The following is a 15,883-nucleotide window of genomic DNA, read 5'->3' as shown; positions in this document are numbered from 1 at the left end:
TGGGTATGAGGTGAAGCTATGTTAAACCGCGAGCTCGAAGTCACCCTCAATCTTGCCTTCAAGGAGGCCCGTTCGAAGCGTCATGAATTCATGACCGTCGAACACCTGCTGCTGGCACTTTTGGATAACGAAGCTGCCGCCACCGTTCTACGTGCGTGCGGCGCCAACCTCGACAAACTCAAGCACGACCTGCAGGAGTTTATCGACTCCACCACGCCACTGATCCCCGTGCACGACGAGGACCGTGAGACCCAGCCAACCCTGGGCTTCCAGCGGGTATTGCAGCGTGCTGTTTTCCACGTTCAGAGCTCCGGTAAGCGTGAGGTCACGGGCGCCAATGTGCTTGTGGCGATTTTCAGCGAACAGGAAAGCCAGGCAGTGTTCCTGCTTAAACAGCAGAGCGTTGCCCGTATCGATGTCGTCAACTACATCGCCCATGGTATCTCCAAGGTGCCTGGGCACGGCGATCATTCCGAGGGTGAGCAGGATATGCAGGACGACGAGGGCGGTGAGTCTTCTTCTTCGGGCAATCCACTGGATGCCTATGCCAGCAACCTCAATGAACTGGCGCGCCAAGGGCGGATCGATCCGCTGGTGGGGCGAGAGCTTGAAGTTGAGCGTGTAGCGCAGATCCTTGCACGCCGTCGCAAGAACAACCCGTTGCTGGTGGGTGAGGCGGGCGTGGGCAAGACCGCGATCGCCGAGGGCCTGGCCAAGCGTATCGTCGATAACCAGGTCCCGGACCTGCTGGCCAACAGCGTCGTCTACTCCCTGGACCTGGGCGCCTTGCTCGCCGGGACCAAGTACCGTGGCGATTTCGAGAAGCGCTTCAAGGCGTTGCTTGGCGAACTGAAAAAACGCCCGCAGGCGATCCTCTTCATCGACGAAATCCACACCATCATTGGTGCCGGTGCGGCATCCGGTGGGGTGATGGACGCCTCCAACCTGCTCAAGCCGCTGCTGTCGTCGGGTGATATCCGCTGCATCGGTTCCACAACGTTCCAGGAATTCCGTGGCATCTTCGAGAAAGATCGTGCCTTGGCGCGGCGCTTCCAGAAGGTCGATGTGTCCGAGCCTTCGGTTGAAGACACCATCGGCATCCTGCGCGGGCTCAAGGGGCGTTTCGAAGCGCACCACGGCATCGAGTACACCGATGAGGCCTTGCGTTCAGCCGCCGAGCTGGCGTCACGCTACATCAACGATCGCCACATGCCTGACAAAGCCATCGACGTGATCGACGAGGCAGGCGCCTATCAGCGCCTGCAGCCGGTCGAGAAGCGGGTCAGACGCATCGACGTGCCTCAGGTCGAGGACATCGTGGCGAAGATTGCGCGGATTCCGCCAAAACACGTCACCAGTTCCGACAAGGAGCTGCTGCGTAACCTGGAGCGCGACCTCAAGCTCACCGTGTTCGGCCAGGATGCTGCCATCGATTCGCTGTCCACTGCGATCAAGCTGTCGCGTGCGGGCCTCAAGTCGCCGGACAAGCCTGTTGGTTCGTTCCTGTTCGCCGGCCCGACCGGCGTCGGCAAGACCGAAGCGGCGCGGCAGTTGGCCAAGGCCATGGGTATTGAGCTGGTGCGGTTCGACATGTCCGAGTACATGGAGCGCCACACCGTGTCGCGCCTGATCGGTGCGCCTCCGGGCTATGTCGGTTTCGACCAGGGCGGCCTGTTGACCGAGGCGATCACCAAGCAGCCGCATTGCGTATTGCTGCTCGATGAAATCGAGAAGGCCCACCCTGAAGTCTTTAACCTGCTGCTGCAGGTGATGGACCACGGCACCCTGACCGACAACAACGGGCGCAAGGCGGACTTCCGCAACGTGATCGTGATCATGACCACCAACGCCGGTGCCGAAACGGCCGCGCGGGCTTCTATCGGCTTCGCGCATCAGGATCACTCGTCTGATGCCATGGAAGTGATCAAGAAGAGCTTCACGCCGGAGTTCCGTAACCGCCTGGATACCATTATCCAGTTTGGTCGCCTCAGCCATGAGGTCATCAAAAGCGTGGTGGACAAGTTCCTTACCGAGCTTCAGGCGCAGTTGGAAGACAAGCGCGTGCAGCTGGACGTAACGGACGCGGCGCGCAACTGGCTGGCAGAGGGTGGCTACGACGCAGCGATGGGCGCTCGCCCAATGGCACGTCTGATCCAGGACAAGATCAAGCGGCCGTTGGCCGAAGAGATCCTGTTCGGCGAACTCTCCGACCATGGTGGCGTGGTGCACATCGACCTGAAGGACGGCGAGCTGACCTTCGAGTTCGAAACCACGGCTGAAATGGCCTGATAGCTGACCGCAACAAAGCAAAAGGCGCCGAAAGGCGCCTTTTTGCTGCGTGGATAAATGGGTGGGTCGCTATCTGTCGACCGGTGAAGATCAACTGTAGGAGCAGGCAAGCCAGCTCCCACAGGGTCAAGTGGCGACTGTTAAATGGCGCACACACAAAAACGCCCGGCATAACCGGGCGTTTTGTATTGACTTGCTTAGCGAGCGCGGTAAGTGATGCGCCCTTTGCTCAAGTCATAGGGCGTCAGCTCGACGCGCACTTTGTCACCGGTAAGAATACGAATGTAGTTCTTGCGCATCTTGCCGGAGATATGCGCGGTTACGACGTGCCCATTTTCCAACTCCACACGAAACATGGTGTTGGGCAGGGTGTCGACGACAGTGCCTTCCATTTCGAAGCTGTCTTCTTTCGACATGCAGTAAAGCCCTCGGTATCCAGTGAATGGCCCGGTGCAACTGCGCCAGGCAAAAGCGGCGTGCATTGTGCCCGAAAAAGGGTGTTCAAGCCAAGGGGTTCTAGTTAAGCGTGACCCATCTTTGATTAATCAGCAGTTCGATGGGCCGATATTGGGTCTTGTAATTCATCTTTTTGCAGTTCTTGATCCAGTATCCGAGGTACACCGCCTCCAGTTCCAGGCGCAGTGCTTCGCCAATCTGCCAGAGGATCGCGAAGCGTCCCAGGCTGCGACGTTCTTCGGTGGGCTCATAGAAGGTGTACACCGCCGACAGCCCGTTAGGCAGCAGGTCGGTCACGGCGACGGCCACCAATCGACCGTCTGCACGAAACTCGTAGAAGCGCGAGAAGGGCAGGTCGCGCACCAGGAACGTGGAAAACTGGTCGCGACTGGGCGGGAACATATCGCCGTCGGCGTGCCGCTCCTCGATATAGCGCTGGTAGAGGTCGAAGTATTCTTCGGTGAAGCGTGGCTTGGCCGGCGTCACCGTCAGGTCGGCGTTGCGCTTGAGGATGCGCTTCTGGTTGCGGTCCGGCAGAAACTGCGCCACGGGGATGCGTGCCGGTACGCAGGCATTGCAGTTCTGGCAGTGAGGCCGGTACAAGTGATCGCCGCTGCGCCGAAAGCCCATCTCCGACAGGTCGGCATACACATGCACGTCCATCGGCTGGCTGGGGTCGAGGAACAGCGTGGTGGCCTGCTCGTCGGGCAGATAGCTGCAAGAGTGGGGTTGAGTGGCATAAAACTTCAAACGCGCCAACTCGGTCATGATCAACCCTCGGGTAAGCTTTGAAATAAGTGTAAGCCAGGAGCGCGGAAGTCGCCTAGGAAACCCACGGTCCAGCGTTGGGCTGGTCCAGATGGTCGCGCAGGAAACCTGCGAAGTCGCTGCGGGATATGGCGCGGGCACCCAGGCTGTGCAGGTGATCGTTGGGCATCTGGCAGTCGATCAGTACAAAACCCCAGGCCTGCAATTGACGGGTCAATGTGGCGAAGCCGAATTTCGAGGCGTTGTCGGCGCGGCTGAACATGGATTCGCCAAAAAACAGCTGGCCCATCGCCAGGCCATACAGGCCACCTACCAGTTCGCCGTCGTCCCAGACCTCTACCGAGTGCGCATAACCGCGCTGGTGCAGCTCCAGATAGGCGCCCTGGATGCTATCGGTAATCCAGGTGCCATCGGCATAGGCACGCGGTGCTGCGCAGGCCTGGATGACGGCGGCAAAGTCCCTGTCGAAGGTCACGCTGTAGCGCTGCTGGCGCAACAGTTTGGCCAGGCTGCGCGATACATGCAGTTCGTCGGGGAATATCACGGTGCGCGGGTCGGGCGACCACCAGAGGATCGGCTGACCCTCCGAGAACCAGGGAAAGCAGCCATGGCGGTAGGCCTGGATCAGCCGCTCGGCCGAAAGATCGCCACCGGCGGCCAGCAAGCCATTGGGTTCGCGCATGGCCTTGGCCAATGGAGGGAATGTGAGTGAATCGCGTTGTAACCAGGTCAGCATGGCATCCAGGCTTACGGAAGGGGAGGGGAGTGGCAGGTATGACACCTGCGTGCGCAGTGCTGATTATTGTCGACATGGCGCCATGGGGCCAGCCCGAATCGGCCGTTGGAGTGGATTAGCGTGAGCAGGTGTTTCTGCAACTCTGTGCATCAGGCGTGGTCGTAATCGGGGCTAGGCCATGCAGGCCTTTTGCCAAGCTTGCCTGGATGAGTAAAAACAGCTCATAAGCCTTTGTCAGCAAAGACAATGCATGCTCAAATTGAACATCTTGTGACACACCACTGGCGATGCTGCTTGAAGAACGCCAAGTGGCGTGGCATCAGGGGCACAAACCCGTACAATGCGGCCATTGTGGCGTTATCGCCATTTCATCCAGCAATCGCCCAGTGTTAAAAGTAGATTCAACGACGCTCGTTCATTTTTCAGCTGCTCGGATTGGGCAGTATTTGCAGTCATTCAACAGATGGACGCGCTAAAGGCGCAGGAAAAGACCCGTTTTGAAGAAATCCGCCGCAACACCTAAAGCAGCAGTCGTGCCGGCCTGGCGCCAGCACCTGCATTATCGTCTCAAGGAAGGCGCGCTGATCGCGATCGGCGCCCTGTGCCTGTTCCTGATGATGGCCTTGCTGACCTATGGCAAGGACGATCCGGGCTGGAGCCACAACAGCAAGATCGAAGACGTGCAGAACTTCGGCGGGCCTGCCGGTTCCTACAGCGCCGATATCCTGTTCATGGTGCTGGGTTACTTCGCCTATATCTTCCCGTTGCTGCTGGCGATCAAAACCTGGCAGATCTTCCGCCAGCGCCACGAGCCGTGGCAGTGGAGCGGCTGGCTGTTTTCATGGCGCCTGATCGGCCTGGTGTTCCTGGTGCTGTCCGGCGCGGCCCTGGCCCATATCCATTTCCATGCGCCGACTGGCTTGCCAGCGGGCGCGGGCGGGGCGCTGGGCGAAAGCCTCGGCGACCTGGCGCGCAAGACCCTGAATATCCAGGGCAGCACCTTGATGTTCATCGCGCTGTTCCTGTTCGGCCTCACCGTGTTCACCGACCTGTCCTGGTTCAAGGTGATGGACGTGACCGGCAAGATCACCCTCGACCTGTTGGAACTGTTCCAGGGCGCCGCCAACCGCTGGTGGGCTGCCCGTGTCGACCGCAAGCGCATGGTCGCCCAGTTGCGTGAAGTCGATACCCGTGTCAACGAAGTAGTGGCCCCGAGCACACCGGACCGGCGCGAGCAGGCCAAGGTCAAGGAGCGCCTGATCGAGCGCGAGCAGGCGCTGAGCAAGCACATGTCGGACCGCGAGAAGCAGGTGCCGCCTGTCATTGCCCCCGCGCCGCCCAAGCCAGCCGAACCGAGCCATCGCGTTCAGAAAGAGAAACAGGCGCCGCTGTTCGTCGACAGCGCCGTCGAAGGCACCTTGCCGCCGATCTCGATCCTCGACCCGGCCGAAAAGAAACAACTCAACTATTCGCCTGAATCCCTGGCGGCCGTCGGCCACCTGCTGGAAATCAAGCTCAAGGAATTCGGCGTCGAAGTCTCGGTGGATTCCATCCACCCCGGCCCGGTGATCACCCGTTACGAAATCCAGCCGGCTGCCGGCGTGAAGGTCAGCCGTATCGCCAACCTGGCGAAGGATTTGGCCCGTTCCCTGGCCGTGACCAGTGTGCGTGTCGTGGAAGTGATTCCCGGCAAGACCACCGTGGGCATCGAGATTCCCAACGAAGACCGCCAGATCGTGCGCTTCTCCGAAGTGCTGTCGACCCCTGAGTACGACAACTTCAAGTCGCCGGTCACCCTGGCCCTGGGTCACGACATCGGCGGCAAGCCGGTGATCACCGACCTGGCGAAGATGCCCCACTTGCTGGTGGCCGGTACCACCGGTTCCGGTAAGTCGGTGGGTGTGAACGCGATGATCCTGTCGATCCTGTTCAAGTCCGGCCCGGAAGACGCCAAGCTGATCATGATCGACCCGAAGATGCTCGAACTGTCGATCTACGAGGGCATTCCGCACCTGCTGTGCCCGGTGGTCACCGACATGAAGGACGCCGCCAACGCCCTGCGCTGGAGCGTCGCCGAAATGGAGCGCCGCTACAAGCTGATGGCGAAGATGGGCGTGCGTAACCTGTCGGGCTTCAACGCCAAGGTCAAGGAAGCCCAGGACGCCGGCACACCGCTGACCGACCCGTTGTACAAGCGCGAAAGCATTCACGACGAAGCGCCGCTGCTGAGCAAGCTGCCGACCATCGTGGTGGTGGTCGACGAATTCGCCGACATGATGATGATCGTCGGCAAGAAGGTCGAAGAACTGATCGCCCGTATCGCCCAGAAGGCTCGTGCCGCCGGTATTCACTTGATCCTCGCCACCCAGCGTCCGTCGGTGGACGTGATCACCGGCCTGATCAAGGCCAACATCCCGACCCGCATGGCGTTCCAGGTGTCGAGCAAGATCGACTCGCGGACCATCATCGACCAGGGCGGCGCCGAACAGCTGCTGGGCCACGGCGACATGCTCTATATGCCGCCGGGCACCAGCCTGCCGATCCGGGTTCACGGCGCCTTTGTTTCCGACGATGAAGTCCACCGTGTGGTGGAAGCCTGGAAGCTGCGCGGCGCGCCGGAATACAACGACGACATTCTGGCCGGTGTGGAAGAAGCCGGCAGTGGCTTCGACGGCGGCAGCAGCGGTGGCGACGATGATGCCGAAACCGACGCGCTGTACGACGAGGCCGTGGCTTTTGTACTGGAAAGCCGTCGCGCCTCCATCTCGGCGGTGCAGCGCAAGCTGAAGATCGGCTACAACCGCGCCGCCCGCATGATCGAAGCCATGGAAATGGCCGGCGTCGTCACCGCAATGAACACCAACGGCTCGCGCGAAGTCATTGCCCCCGGGCAGATGCGCGACTGATCCCGCGCCGCGTGGCAGCACGCGGCACGCCCTGACCACTCAATGAGGACTCCCATGCGTCTTATCCGCATGCTGTTGTTGCCGGCACTGGCCCTGACCGCTGTTTCGGCCCATGCTGACCCGGCCTCCGTCGCCAGCTTGAAGAACCTGCTGGACAAATCCCAGACCCTGACCGCGCGCTTCTCCCAGCTGACCCTGGATGCCGGTGGCACCCAGTTGCAGGAAACTGCCGGCGAAATGGCCGTGCAGCGCCCTGGGCTGTTCTACTGGCACACCGAAGGCAAGGCTGAGCAGACCATTGTTTCCGACGGCCAGAAGGTCACCCTGTGGGACCCGGACCTGGAACAGGCCACCATCAAGAAGCTCGACCCGCGCCTGAACCAGACCCCGGCCCTGCTGCTGTCGGGTGATGTGTCGAAAATCAACGACAGCTTCGACATCACCTCCAAGCAGACCAGCAACGTGATCGAGTTCACCCTCAAGCCCAAATCCAAGGACACGCTGTTCGACACGCTGTCCCTGTCGTTTGGCAACGGCGTGATCAACAACATGCGCCTGGTCGACAGCGTCGGCCAGCGCACCGATATCCTGTTCTCCGGGGTCAAGGCCAACCAGCCGGTACCGGCGTCCAAGTTCAAGTTCGACATCCCCAAGGGTGCCGACGTGATCCAGGAATAATCTAGAGGTTTCAAACGCTGCCCATGGATCTGTTTCGAAGTGACCCGATTGCCCAGCCATTGGCCGCGCGCTTGCGTTCGACCAACCTGGATGAGTACGTCGGTCAGGAACACCTGCTCGCTCGCGGCAAGCCGTTGCGCGAAGCCCTGGAGCAGGGTGCGCTGCACTCGATGATTTTCTGGGGGCCGCCGGGGGTGGGCAAGACCACCCTGGCGCGCCTGCTGGCGAAGGTCTCGGATGCGCACTTCGAAACGGTCTCGGCGGTACTCGCCGGGGTCAAGGAGATCCGCCAGGCGGTGGAAGTCGCCAAGCAACAGGCCGGGCAGTACGGCAAGCGCACCATCCTGTTCGTCGATGAAGTGCACCGCTTCAACAAGTCCCAGCAGGATGCGTTCCTGCCTTATGTCGAAGACGGCACGCTGATCTTTATCGGCGCCACCACCGAAAACCCATCGTTCGAACTGAACAACGCCTTGCTGTCGCGGGCGCGGGTCTATGTGCTGAAAAGCCTGGACGAGGCCGCCATGCAGAAGCTGCTGCAGCGGGCCCTGAATGAAGACAAGGGCCTGGGCAAGCGGCAACTCAGCGTGAGCGAAGAGGGCTTCAAGATCCTGCTGACCGCCGCCGACGGTGACGGTCGTCGCTTTCTCAACCTGCTGGAGAACGCTTCCGACCTGGCCGAAGACGGCGGTGAGATTGGCGTCGACCTCTTGCAAAGCCTCCTCGGCGATACGCGCCGACGCTTTGACAAGGGGGGCGAAGCCTTCTACGACCAGATATCGGCGCTGCATAAATCCGTGCGCGGTTCCAACCCGGACGGCGCGCTGTACTGGTTTGCGCGGATGATCGACGGCGGTTGCGACCCGCTCTACCTCGCCCGCCGCGTGGTGCGCATGGCCAGCGAAGACATCGGCAACGCCGACCCGCGTGCACTGAGCCTGTGCCTGGCCGCGTGGGACGTGCAGGAGCGCCTCGGCAGCCCGGAAGGCGAGTTGGCCGTGGCCCAGGCCATCACCTACCTGGCCTGCGCGCCCAAGAGCAATGCGGTGTACGTGGGCTTCAAGTCCGCCCTGCGCGCCGCCGCCGAATACGGCTCTCTCGAAGTGCCGATGCACTTGCGCAACGCGCCGACCAAGTTGATGAAACAGTTGGGCTACGGTGATGAATACCGCTACGCCCACGATGAACCGGATGCCTATGCGGCCGGTGAAGACTATTTTCCCGATGACCTTGAGCCACTCCCGCTCTATCAGCCGGTGCCCCGTGGCCTGGAGCTGAAGATCGGCGAAAAGCTCAATCACCTCGCCCAACTCGATCGACTCAGCCCCAAACAGCGGAGAAAGTAGTGCTCAAGACGATTCTTGCCGTGTCCGCAGCCGGCATCGCTGGTACATTATTGCGTTTCGCCGCTGGCACCTGGGTCAGCGCCAACTGGCCGAAGCATTTTTATGCGGCGACCCTGGCGGTCAACCTGGTTGGCTGCCTGATCATCGGGCTGTTATATGGCTGGTTCCTGTTGCGCCCGGAAGTACCGATTGAGATTCGTGCCGGCTTGATTGTCGGCTTTGTAGGCGGTCTGACGACCTTTTCATCCTTTTCACTGGATACGCTGCGCCTGCTGGAAAGCGGGCAGGCCCTGGTCGCCTTCGGGTACCTGGGCATCAGCGTGTTCGGCGGGCTGCTCGCCACCTGGGCTGGCCTGTCCTTGACCAAACTTTGATAAACGAGAGACCGACATGCTCGATTCCAAACTGTTACGTAGCAACCTTCAGGACGTAGCGGACCGCCTGGCATCCCGTGGCTTTGCCTTGGATGTTGCGCGCATCGAAGCGCTGGAAGAACAGCGCAAGACCGTCCAGACCCGCACCGAAGCACTGCAGGCTGAGCGGAATGCGCGTTCCAAATCCATCGGTCAGGCCAAGCAGCGCGGCGAAGACATCGCGCCGCTGATGGCGGATGTCGAGCGCATGGGCACCGAGCTGTCCGACGGCAAGGTCGAGCTGGACAAGATCCAGACCGAGCTGGATTCGATCCTGCTCGGCATTCCCAACATCCCGCACGAGTCCGTGCCGATTGGCGCAGACGAAGACGGCAACGTCGAAGTGCGCCGTTGGGGTACGCCAACCACCTTTGATTTCGAGATCAAGGACCACGTTGCCCTGGGCGAATTGACCGGCGGCCTGGATTTCGAAACCGCCGCCAAGATGTCCGGCGCGCGCTTTGCCTTGCTGCGCGGTCCGATCGCGCGCATGCACCGTGCCCTGGCGCAGTTCATGATCAACCTGCACACCGGCGAGCACGGTTACGAAGAAGCCTACACCCCTTACCTGGTGCAGGCACCGGCGCTGATGGGCACCAGCCAGTTGCCAAAATTCGAAGAAGAACTGTTCAAGATCAGCCGCGACGGCGAAGCCGACCTGTACCTGATCCCGACCGCCGAAGTGTCGCTGACCAACATCGTCGCCGGCGAGATCCTCGATGCCAAGCAACTGCCGATCAAGTTCGTGGCCCACAGCCCATGCTTCCGCAGTGAAGCCGGTGCGTCGGGTCGCGATACCCGCGGCATGATCCGCCAGCACCAGTTCGACAAGGTCGAGATGGTGCAAGTGGTCGAGCCGTCGACGTCGATGGAAGCCCTGGAAGGCCTGACCGCCAACGCCGAGCGCGTCCTGCAATTGCTGGAGCTGCCGTACCGCGTGCTGGCGCTGTGCACCGGCGACATGGGCTTCAGCGCCGTGAAGACCTACGACCTCGAAGTGTGGGTGCCGAGCCAGGACAAGTACCGCGAGATTTCGTCGTGCTCCAACTGCGGTGACTTCCAGGCCCGTCGCATGCAGGCGCGTTTCCGCAACCCGGAAACCGGCAAGCCGGAACTGGTCCACACCCTCAACGGTTCCGGTCTGGCGGTAGGCCGTACCCTGGTGGCCGTGCTGGAAAACTACCAGCAGGCTGACGGCTCGATCCGTGTGCCGGAAGTACTCAAGCCTTACATGGCGGGCGTTGAGGTCATCCGCTAAATGGAATTTCTGCCGCTGTTTCATAACCTGCGCGGCAGTCGTGTGTTGGTCGTCGGTGGCGGGGAGATTGCCTTGCGCAAATCCCGGCTGCTGGCCGATGCCGGTGCGTTGCTGCGGGTGGTTGCTCCCCAGATCGAAGACCAGCTCAAAGAGCTGGTACTGGACAGTGGCGGGGAACTGATTTTGCGCGGTTATCAGGAGGCCGACCTCGACGGTTGCACCCTGATCATCGCGGCCACCGACGACGAGCCGTTGAACGCGCAAGTGTCCAGCGATGCCAAGCGCCGTTGTGTGCCGGTCAATGTGGTGGATGCGCCGGCCTTGTGCAGCGTGATCTTCCCGGCGATTGTCGACCGTTCACCCTTGGTGATCGCGGTGTCCAGCGGCGGCGATGCGCCGGTGCTGGCGCGCCTGATCCGCGCCAAGCTGGAAACCTGGATTCCGTCCACTTATGGCCAGTTGGCCGGGTTGGCGGCGCGGTTTCGAGCTCAGGTCAAAGGTTTGTACCCGGATGTGCAGCAGCGCCGCGCATTCTGGGAAGAGGTCTTCCAAGGCCCGATTGCCGACCGCCAATTGGCTGGACAGGGCGATGAAGCTGAGCGCCTGTTGATCGAAAAGGTCAACGGCGCACCGCCGAATGCACCGGGCGAAGTCTACTTGGTGGGTGCAGGCCCGGGCGACCCCGACCTGCTGACCTTCCGCGCCCTGCGCCTGATGCAGCAAGCCGATGTGGTGCTGTATGACCGCCTCGTAGCTCCTGCGATTCTCGAGCTGTGCCGCCGTGATGCCGAGCGTGTCTACGTTGGCAAACGCCGCGCCGATCACGCCGTGCCGCAAGACCAGATCAACCAGCAATTGGTGGACCTGGCCAAACAAGGCAAGCGCGTGCTGCGTCTCAAGGGTGGCGATCCGTTCATCTTTGGCCGTGGTGGCGAAGAGATCGAAGAACTGGCGGCCCACGGCATTCCGTTCCAGGTGGTGCCAGGGATCACGGCGGCCAGCGGTTGCGCGGCGTATGCCGGGATTCCGCTGACTCACCGTGACTATGCGCAGTCCGTACGTTTTATTACCGGGCATTTAAAGGACGGGACCTCGGACCTGCCTTGGGATGACCTGGTGGGCCCCTCGCAGACCCTGGTGTTCTACATGGGCTTGATTGGCTTGCCGATCATCTGCGAACAACTGATCAAGCATGGCCGTGCATCGGATACCCCTGCAGCGTTGATCCAGCAGGGCACCACGTCCAACCAGCGCGTGTTTACCGGCACGCTTGCGGATCTGCCACGCATGGTGGCGGAGCATGAAGTGCATGCGCCGACGCTGGTGATCGTGGGTGAGGTGGTGGTGTTGCGCGAGAAGCTGAAGTGGTTTGAAGGCGCGCAGTCCCAGGTCTGAGAACGCTATGGTGGCCGGTAAGGCTGCTGTGGAGAGCAGGCTTTCTGTGGTGAGCGGGGCAAGCCCGCTCACCACAGTGACTGATCAGCTCCAGACACTTTTGCCGTTCAGTTGTGCCCGATCATGCTGTCCATCAAATCGCTGCAACGGCCCCTTTGGCACAATCCCCGTCGGGTTGATCGTGCGGTGGCTGGCATAGTAATGCCCTTTGATGTGCGCGAAATCCACCGTCTCGGCCACGCCCGGCCACTGGTACATCTCCCTCAACCAATTCGACAGGTTCGGATAATCCGCAATCCTGCGCAGGTTGCATTTGAAGTGGCTGTAATACACCGCATCAAAGCGAATCAGTGTGGTGAACAGCCGCACATCCGCCTCGGTCAGGTATTCGCCGGCTAGGTAACGGTGGTCGCTTAGGTGCAGTTCCAGATGATCCAGCTCCGCAAACACATCATCGAACGCACGTTCATACGCCTGCTGCGAGGTGGCAAAGCCTGCGCGATACACGCCGTTGTTCACGGCGGGGTAAATGCGCTCGTTCAACGCGTCGATGGTCGCGCGCAGCGGCTCGGGGTAGAAATCCAGGGTGTTGCCGGTCAGTTCGTTGAAGGCACTGTTGAACATGCGGATGATCTCCGCCGATTCATTGCTGACGATGCGCTTGAGCTTCTTGTCCCACAGTACCGGCACGGTGACGCGCCCGGTGTAGTCGGCCGTGTCAGCGGTGTAGCGCTGGTGCATGAAGTCGAAATCATCCAGCTTGTCGCCGGTGGAGCCGTGAGCCTTGTCGAAGGTCCAGCCGTTTTCCAGCATCAGCCAACTGACCACGGACACATCGATCAGGCTTTCCAGGCCCTTGAGCTTGCGCAGGATCAGCGTGCGATGGGCCCACGGGCAGGCCAGGGAGACGTAGAGGTGGTAGCGACCGGCCTCGGCCTTGAAGCCGCCTTCGCCACTCGGGCCCGGCGCGCCATCGGCGGTTACCCAGTGGCGGCGTTGCGCCTGTTCGCGCTGGAACGCGCCGTCTGCGCTACTTTCGTACCACTGGTCTTTCCAGTGTCCTTCGATCAGCAAACCCATGACTGGCTCCTTGGCTAATAAGCGTTGGAGCCCAGTCTAAAGGGATGAGTTCGAACTAAAAGCGCAAAGACCGGGCGTTAATGATCGATTAAATCGATTTGTCTCGTGCCGCCCAGTACTGCTGGGCCAACTCAAAGGCCTGTTCCCGTGGGTGGCCCAGGCCGCGCAAGGCCAGGGCCATGGTGGCGACCAGCGCCAATTGCGGGTAGCTGTCCTCGACGTCACCGCGCCACACGGCCTTCAGGTGCTCAGGTTCGAGCGTGGCCGGCTTGACGTGACGCTGGGCGGAGAGGGCGGGCCACTCTTCGTCCCAGCTTTCGCCGCCCGTGGTGCCGTACAGATGGCTGGCCGAGTCGGGGTTGATCTCGATCTCGCCGCCGTCGCCCTTCACCACGATCACGTTGTCGCCGAGCAAGCCGCTGGCATCGCGGTGCACGCCCTGGTAACCCGGATGGAAAATACTCTGCAGGCCCAGGCGCGCATTCAAGGGATTGAGCAAGCGCGCCAGGGAGTGGATCGGCGAGCGCAGGCCCAGGGTGTTGCGCAGGTCGATCATGCGCTGCAGTTGTGGCGCCCAATCACCCAGCGGGATGAACGCCAGGTTGCCGTGCGCATAGGCGGCCTCGACCTGCTGCCAGTTGCGGCACAGCGGGATCTGCAAACCTTCGAGCAATTGTTCGGTGTAAAGACGCCCAGCCGTGTGGGCACCCCCGCCGTGCATCAGGATACGCACGCCATTCTGCGCCAGGCACTTTGCCGCCAGCAGGTACCACGGCAGGTGGCGCTTCTTGCCGGCATAGGTCGGCCAGTCGACATCCACGTTCAGCGCTGGGGCGTCCAGGCGTTCACGTACGGCTTCGGTGAAACCGGCGAGTTCTTCCGGGCTTTCTTCCTTGTGGCGCAACAGCATCAGGAAGGCGCCGAGCTGGGTGTCTTCGACTTTTTCGTCGAGCAACATGCCCATGGCTTCGCGGGCCTCTTCACGGGTGAGGTTGCGCGCACCGCGCTTGCCTTTGCCCAGGATGCGCACGAACTGCGCGAAGGGGTGCTCGGCAGGGGTTTCAAGGGTCAGTGGGGCAAAGTCGGTCATAAGCAATTCGTCGGCCTGGGCAGGCCCGCCAGCTTGGCGGCGAGTTTGGCGGGAGTGCCGTTGAACAATTTGTTGAGGTGCAGGCTGTTGCCCTTTTCCGGGCCCAGTTTCAAGGCGGTGTACTTGATCAACGGGCGCGTGGCGGGGGACAGCTGGAATTCGGCATAGAACTGGCGCAGCAGCGTGAGGATTTCCCAATGGTCCGCGGTCAACGCCAGGGGTTCGGCGGCGGCCAGGGCGTTGGCGACTTCCTCGGACCACGCGTCCAGGTCAACGAGGTAACCGTCCTTGTCCAGTTCCAGGGTGCGTGCGCCTACGGTCAGGGTGTTCATAGCCAGCTGTTGACCTTGTCGTAATCGAGCGACAACTGCACGAAGCCTGGGTAATCGACGCTATCGGCCCAGTCCGGCAGAGGCAGGTTGCGCGCCTGCATGTCTTCGGCCAGCACAAAGACTTTCACGCCTTGGGTGTGCAGGGCCGGGTTATGCAGCCCGTAGGCGCCATCGCCGCAGAGCAGGATGGCGTCCTCGGCGCCACAGATGCGCAGGCAACTGTCGAGGCGGCTATCGGTAAACGGGGAATGGGAAACCACATGGAGAGTCGACATCAGAGGGTAATCACCTGGTCGTAACGGTCAATCAGCGTTGATATCGCTGCGCTGTCGAGCGGCTCGGCATTAGCGGGCGTGGTGAGGCCGCGCGCGGCCAGGCTATGGCTGCAGGCGAACACCTCATCAATGCCAAACAGGCCCAGTGCCTGGAGGTTGGCGCCGAGGTCTTTTTGCTGCACGGCTTTGGCGTCCTGGTGCGGCGCCAGTTGGAACACGCCGTCATCCAGGAACAGCAGGCCGATCGGCAGATCGAAGGCACCGCCGGCCAACACGATGTCCAGCGCTTCGCGGGCGCTTGGTCCGGACCACGGCGCCTGGCGGCTGATCACCAATAAGGATTTGGACATGTCACGGCCCTCCAAAACAGATCAGGCGGTCGGCGGCCTGGGCGGCGTCGTGCAGTTGCCCCAGGCCGGACAATTCCCACGGCGTATCGAGATTGACCGCGCTGCGTTGATAGCGCGTGGCTTCCTCCTGGTTGAGCACGCCACGGCGCAAGGCGGCGGCGATGCACACCACGCTGTCGAGCTGGTGGTCGCTGACAAACTCGCGCCATTGGCGGGCGATGTCCTGCTCATCCTGAGGTGCGACGATGGAATTGGAGGCGCTGTAGACACCGTCCTGATAGAAAAACAGCCGCACAATCTCATGGCCACCGGCCAGCGCCGCCTGGGCGAACAGCAGGGCGCGGCGCGAGGAGGGCGCGTGAGCGGCGGAAAACAGTGCAATCGCAAACTTCATGGAACACTCTGCAAGCAAACGTGGGTCAATGATAAAGCCGCCGCCACGAAAAAGCCCGCCGTGATCAAAACGGTCACTGTATGTGACCGTTCCGGCGATTGCCGGTCGGCGCAAGGC

The 15,883-nt window shown here is 61.5% G+C and carries 16 protein-coding genes; 7 read left to right on the top strand and 9 right to left on the bottom strand.

Going from position 1 to position 15,883, the window contains the following annotated elements; translation table 11 throughout:
- The first annotated feature begins 18 nt into the window (after window positions 1–18).
- Window positions 19–2,289, top strand: a complete 2,271-nt coding sequence (clpA, locus tag KUA23_RS18020) for an ATP-dependent Clp protease ATP-binding subunit ClpA (RefSeq protein ID WP_252992555.1) — start codon at window positions 19–21, stop codon at window positions 2,287–2,289.
- A 197-nt stretch (window positions 2,290–2,486) separates the two neighbouring features.
- On the opposite strand, the gene infA is transcribed toward clpA, so the two are convergent.
- The 3 genes from infA to aat all read right to left on the bottom strand — a co-directional run bounded on the left by infA (window position 2,487) and on the right by aat (window position 4,249).
- On the bottom strand, window positions 2,487–2,705 hold the full coding sequence (infA, locus tag KUA23_RS18015) for a translation initiation factor IF-1 (protein ID WP_002553999.1): 219 nt from the start codon (window positions 2,703–2,705) through the stop codon (window positions 2,487–2,489).
- Between the two features lie 100 nt (window positions 2,706–2,805).
- Window positions 2,806–3,513: an arginyltransferase gene (locus KUA23_RS18010; RefSeq protein ID WP_078049028.1), complete on the bottom strand. Its 708-nt coding sequence runs from the start codon at window positions 3,511–3,513 to the stop codon at window positions 2,806–2,808.
- 55 nt (window positions 3,514–3,568) lie between these two features.
- A complete protein-coding gene (gene aat / locus KUA23_RS18005; protein ID WP_252992554.1) occupies window positions 3,569–4,249 on the bottom strand; it encodes a leucyl/phenylalanyl-tRNA--protein transferase in 681 nt (226 codons plus the stop codon).
- A 497-nt stretch (window positions 4,250–4,746) separates the two neighbouring features.
- Between aat and KUA23_RS18000 the strand changes: the two genes are divergently transcribed.
- Genes KUA23_RS18000 through cysG form a run of 6 tightly spaced genes read left to right on the top strand, consistent with a single transcriptional unit; the run spans window position 4,747 to window position 12,245 of the window.
- On the top strand, window positions 4,747–7,155 hold the full coding sequence (locus KUA23_RS18000) for a DNA translocase FtsK (protein WP_099491825.1): 2,409 nt from the start codon (window positions 4,747–4,749) through the stop codon (window positions 7,153–7,155).
- 54 nt (window positions 7,156–7,209) lie between these two features.
- Window positions 7,210–7,833: an outer membrane lipoprotein periplasmic chaperone LolA gene (gene lolA / locus KUA23_RS17995; RefSeq protein ID WP_016975527.1), complete on the top strand. Its 624-nt coding sequence runs from the start codon at window positions 7,210–7,212 to the stop codon at window positions 7,831–7,833.
- 23 nt (window positions 7,834–7,856) lie between these two features.
- Window positions 7,857–9,179: a replication-associated recombination protein A gene (locus tag KUA23_RS17990; protein WP_099491824.1), complete on the top strand. Its 1,323-nt coding sequence runs from the start codon at window positions 7,857–7,859 to the stop codon at window positions 9,177–9,179.
- On the top strand, window positions 9,179–9,553 hold the full coding sequence (gene crcB, locus KUA23_RS17985; protein WP_078049024.1) for a fluoride efflux transporter CrcB: 375 nt from the start codon (window positions 9,179–9,181) through the stop codon (window positions 9,551–9,553). Before KUA23_RS17990 ends, crcB begins: the two co-directional genes overlap by 1 nt.
- 16 nt (window positions 9,554–9,569) lie before the next feature.
- A complete protein-coding gene (serS, locus tag KUA23_RS17980) occupies window positions 9,570–10,850 on the top strand; it encodes a serine--tRNA ligase (RefSeq protein ID WP_252992553.1) in 1,281 nt (426 codons plus the stop codon).
- Entirely contained in the window at window positions 10,851–12,245 is a 1,395-nt protein-coding gene (cysG, locus tag KUA23_RS17975) for a siroheme synthase CysG (protein ID WP_252992552.1), read from the top strand. It begins immediately after the preceding gene.
- Window positions 12,246–12,329: 84 nt separating this feature from the next.
- Here the strand turns inward: cysG and KUA23_RS17970 are convergent, their stop codons facing one another.
- The 6 genes from KUA23_RS17970 to tusD form a co-directional block, all read right to left on the bottom strand.
- On the bottom strand, window positions 12,330–13,325 hold the full coding sequence (locus KUA23_RS17970) for a glutathione S-transferase family protein (protein ID WP_252992551.1): 996 nt from the start codon (window positions 13,323–13,325) through the stop codon (window positions 12,330–12,332).
- Window positions 13,326–13,413: 88 nt separating this feature from the next.
- A complete protein-coding gene (locus tag KUA23_RS17965; protein WP_428847463.1) occupies window positions 13,414–14,397 on the bottom strand; it encodes a glycosyl transferase family protein in 984 nt (327 codons plus the stop codon).
- A 14-nt stretch (window positions 14,398–14,411) separates the two neighbouring features.
- A complete protein-coding gene (locus KUA23_RS17960; RefSeq protein ID WP_078049019.1) occupies window positions 14,412–14,747 on the bottom strand; it encodes a TusE/DsrC/DsvC family sulfur relay protein in 336 nt (111 codons plus the stop codon).
- Window positions 14,744–15,022 (bottom strand): sulfurtransferase complex subunit TusB, encoded by a 279-nt coding sequence (tusB, locus tag KUA23_RS17955; protein ID WP_078049018.1) that lies wholly within the window; start codon window positions 15,020–15,022, stop codon window positions 14,744–14,746. The genes KUA23_RS17960 and tusB overlap by 4 nt, the downstream gene beginning before the upstream one ends.
- Window positions 15,022–15,372, bottom strand: coding sequence for a sulfurtransferase complex subunit TusC (tusC, locus tag KUA23_RS17950; RefSeq protein WP_078049017.1), 351 nt, complete (start codon window positions 15,370–15,372; stop codon window positions 15,022–15,024). The genes tusB and tusC overlap by 1 nt, the downstream gene beginning before the upstream one ends.
- Before the next feature lies 1 nt (window position 15,373).
- Entirely contained in the window at window positions 15,374–15,766 is a 393-nt protein-coding gene (gene tusD, locus KUA23_RS17945; protein WP_252992550.1) for a sulfurtransferase complex subunit TusD, read from the bottom strand.
- Window positions 15,767–15,883: the final 117 nt, after the last annotated feature.

It is taken from the genome of Pseudomonas pergaminensis (genome assembly GCF_024112395.2).
Taxonomy (GTDB): Bacteria; Pseudomonadota; Gammaproteobacteria; order Pseudomonadales; family Pseudomonadaceae; genus Aquipseudomonas; species Aquipseudomonas pergaminensis.
Note: the sequence above shows the minus strand (reverse complement) of the source record. Positions and strands in the feature narration are given on the sequence as shown.

What these genes read in the sequence shown, in the direction of transcription:
- lolA (WP_016975527.1), top strand. Translation starts at nt 7,210, where the DNA reads ATGCGTCTTATCCGCATGCTGTTGTTGCCGGCACTGGCCCTGACCGCT.
- serS (WP_252992553.1), top strand. Translation starts at nt 9,570, where the DNA reads ATGCTCGATTCCAAACTGTTACGTAGCAACCTTCAGGACGTAGCGGAC.
- infA (WP_002553999.1), bottom strand. Translation starts at nt 2,705, where the DNA reads ATGTCGAAAGAAGACAGCTTCGAAATGGAAGGCACTGTCGTCGACACC.
- tusC (WP_078049017.1), bottom strand. Translation starts at nt 15,372, where the DNA reads ATGTCCAAATCCTTATTGGTGATCAGCCGCCAGGCGCCGTGGTCCGGA.
- cysG (WP_252992552.1), top strand. Translation starts at nt 10,851, where the DNA reads ATGGAATTTCTGCCGCTGTTTCATAACCTGCGCGGCAGTCGTGTGTTG.
- KUA23_RS18010 (WP_078049028.1), bottom strand. Translation starts at nt 3,513, where the DNA reads ATGACCGAGTTGGCGCGTTTGAAGTTTTATGCCACTCAACCCCACTCT.
- KUA23_RS17970 (WP_252992551.1), bottom strand. Translation starts at nt 13,325, where the DNA reads ATGGGTTTGCTGATCGAAGGACACTGGAAAGACCAGTGGTACGAAAGT.
- tusB (WP_078049018.1), bottom strand. Translation starts at nt 15,022, where the DNA reads ATGTCGACTCTCCATGTGGTTTCCCATTCCCCGTTTACCGATAGCCGC.
- KUA23_RS17960 (WP_078049019.1), bottom strand. Translation starts at nt 14,747, where the DNA reads ATGAACACCCTGACCGTAGGCGCACGCACCCTGGAACTGGACAAGGAC.
- tusD (WP_252992550.1), bottom strand. Translation starts at nt 15,766, where the DNA reads ATGAAGTTTGCGATTGCACTGTTTTCCGCCGCTCACGCGCCCTCCTCG.
- aat (WP_252992554.1), bottom strand. Translation starts at nt 4,249, where the DNA reads ATGCTGACCTGGTTACAACGCGATTCACTCACATTCCCTCCATTGGCC.
- KUA23_RS17990 (WP_099491824.1), top strand. Translation starts at nt 7,857, where the DNA reads ATGGATCTGTTTCGAAGTGACCCGATTGCCCAGCCATTGGCCGCGCGC.
- clpA (WP_252992555.1), top strand. Translation starts at nt 19, where the DNA reads ATGTTAAACCGCGAGCTCGAAGTCACCCTCAATCTTGCCTTCAAGGAG.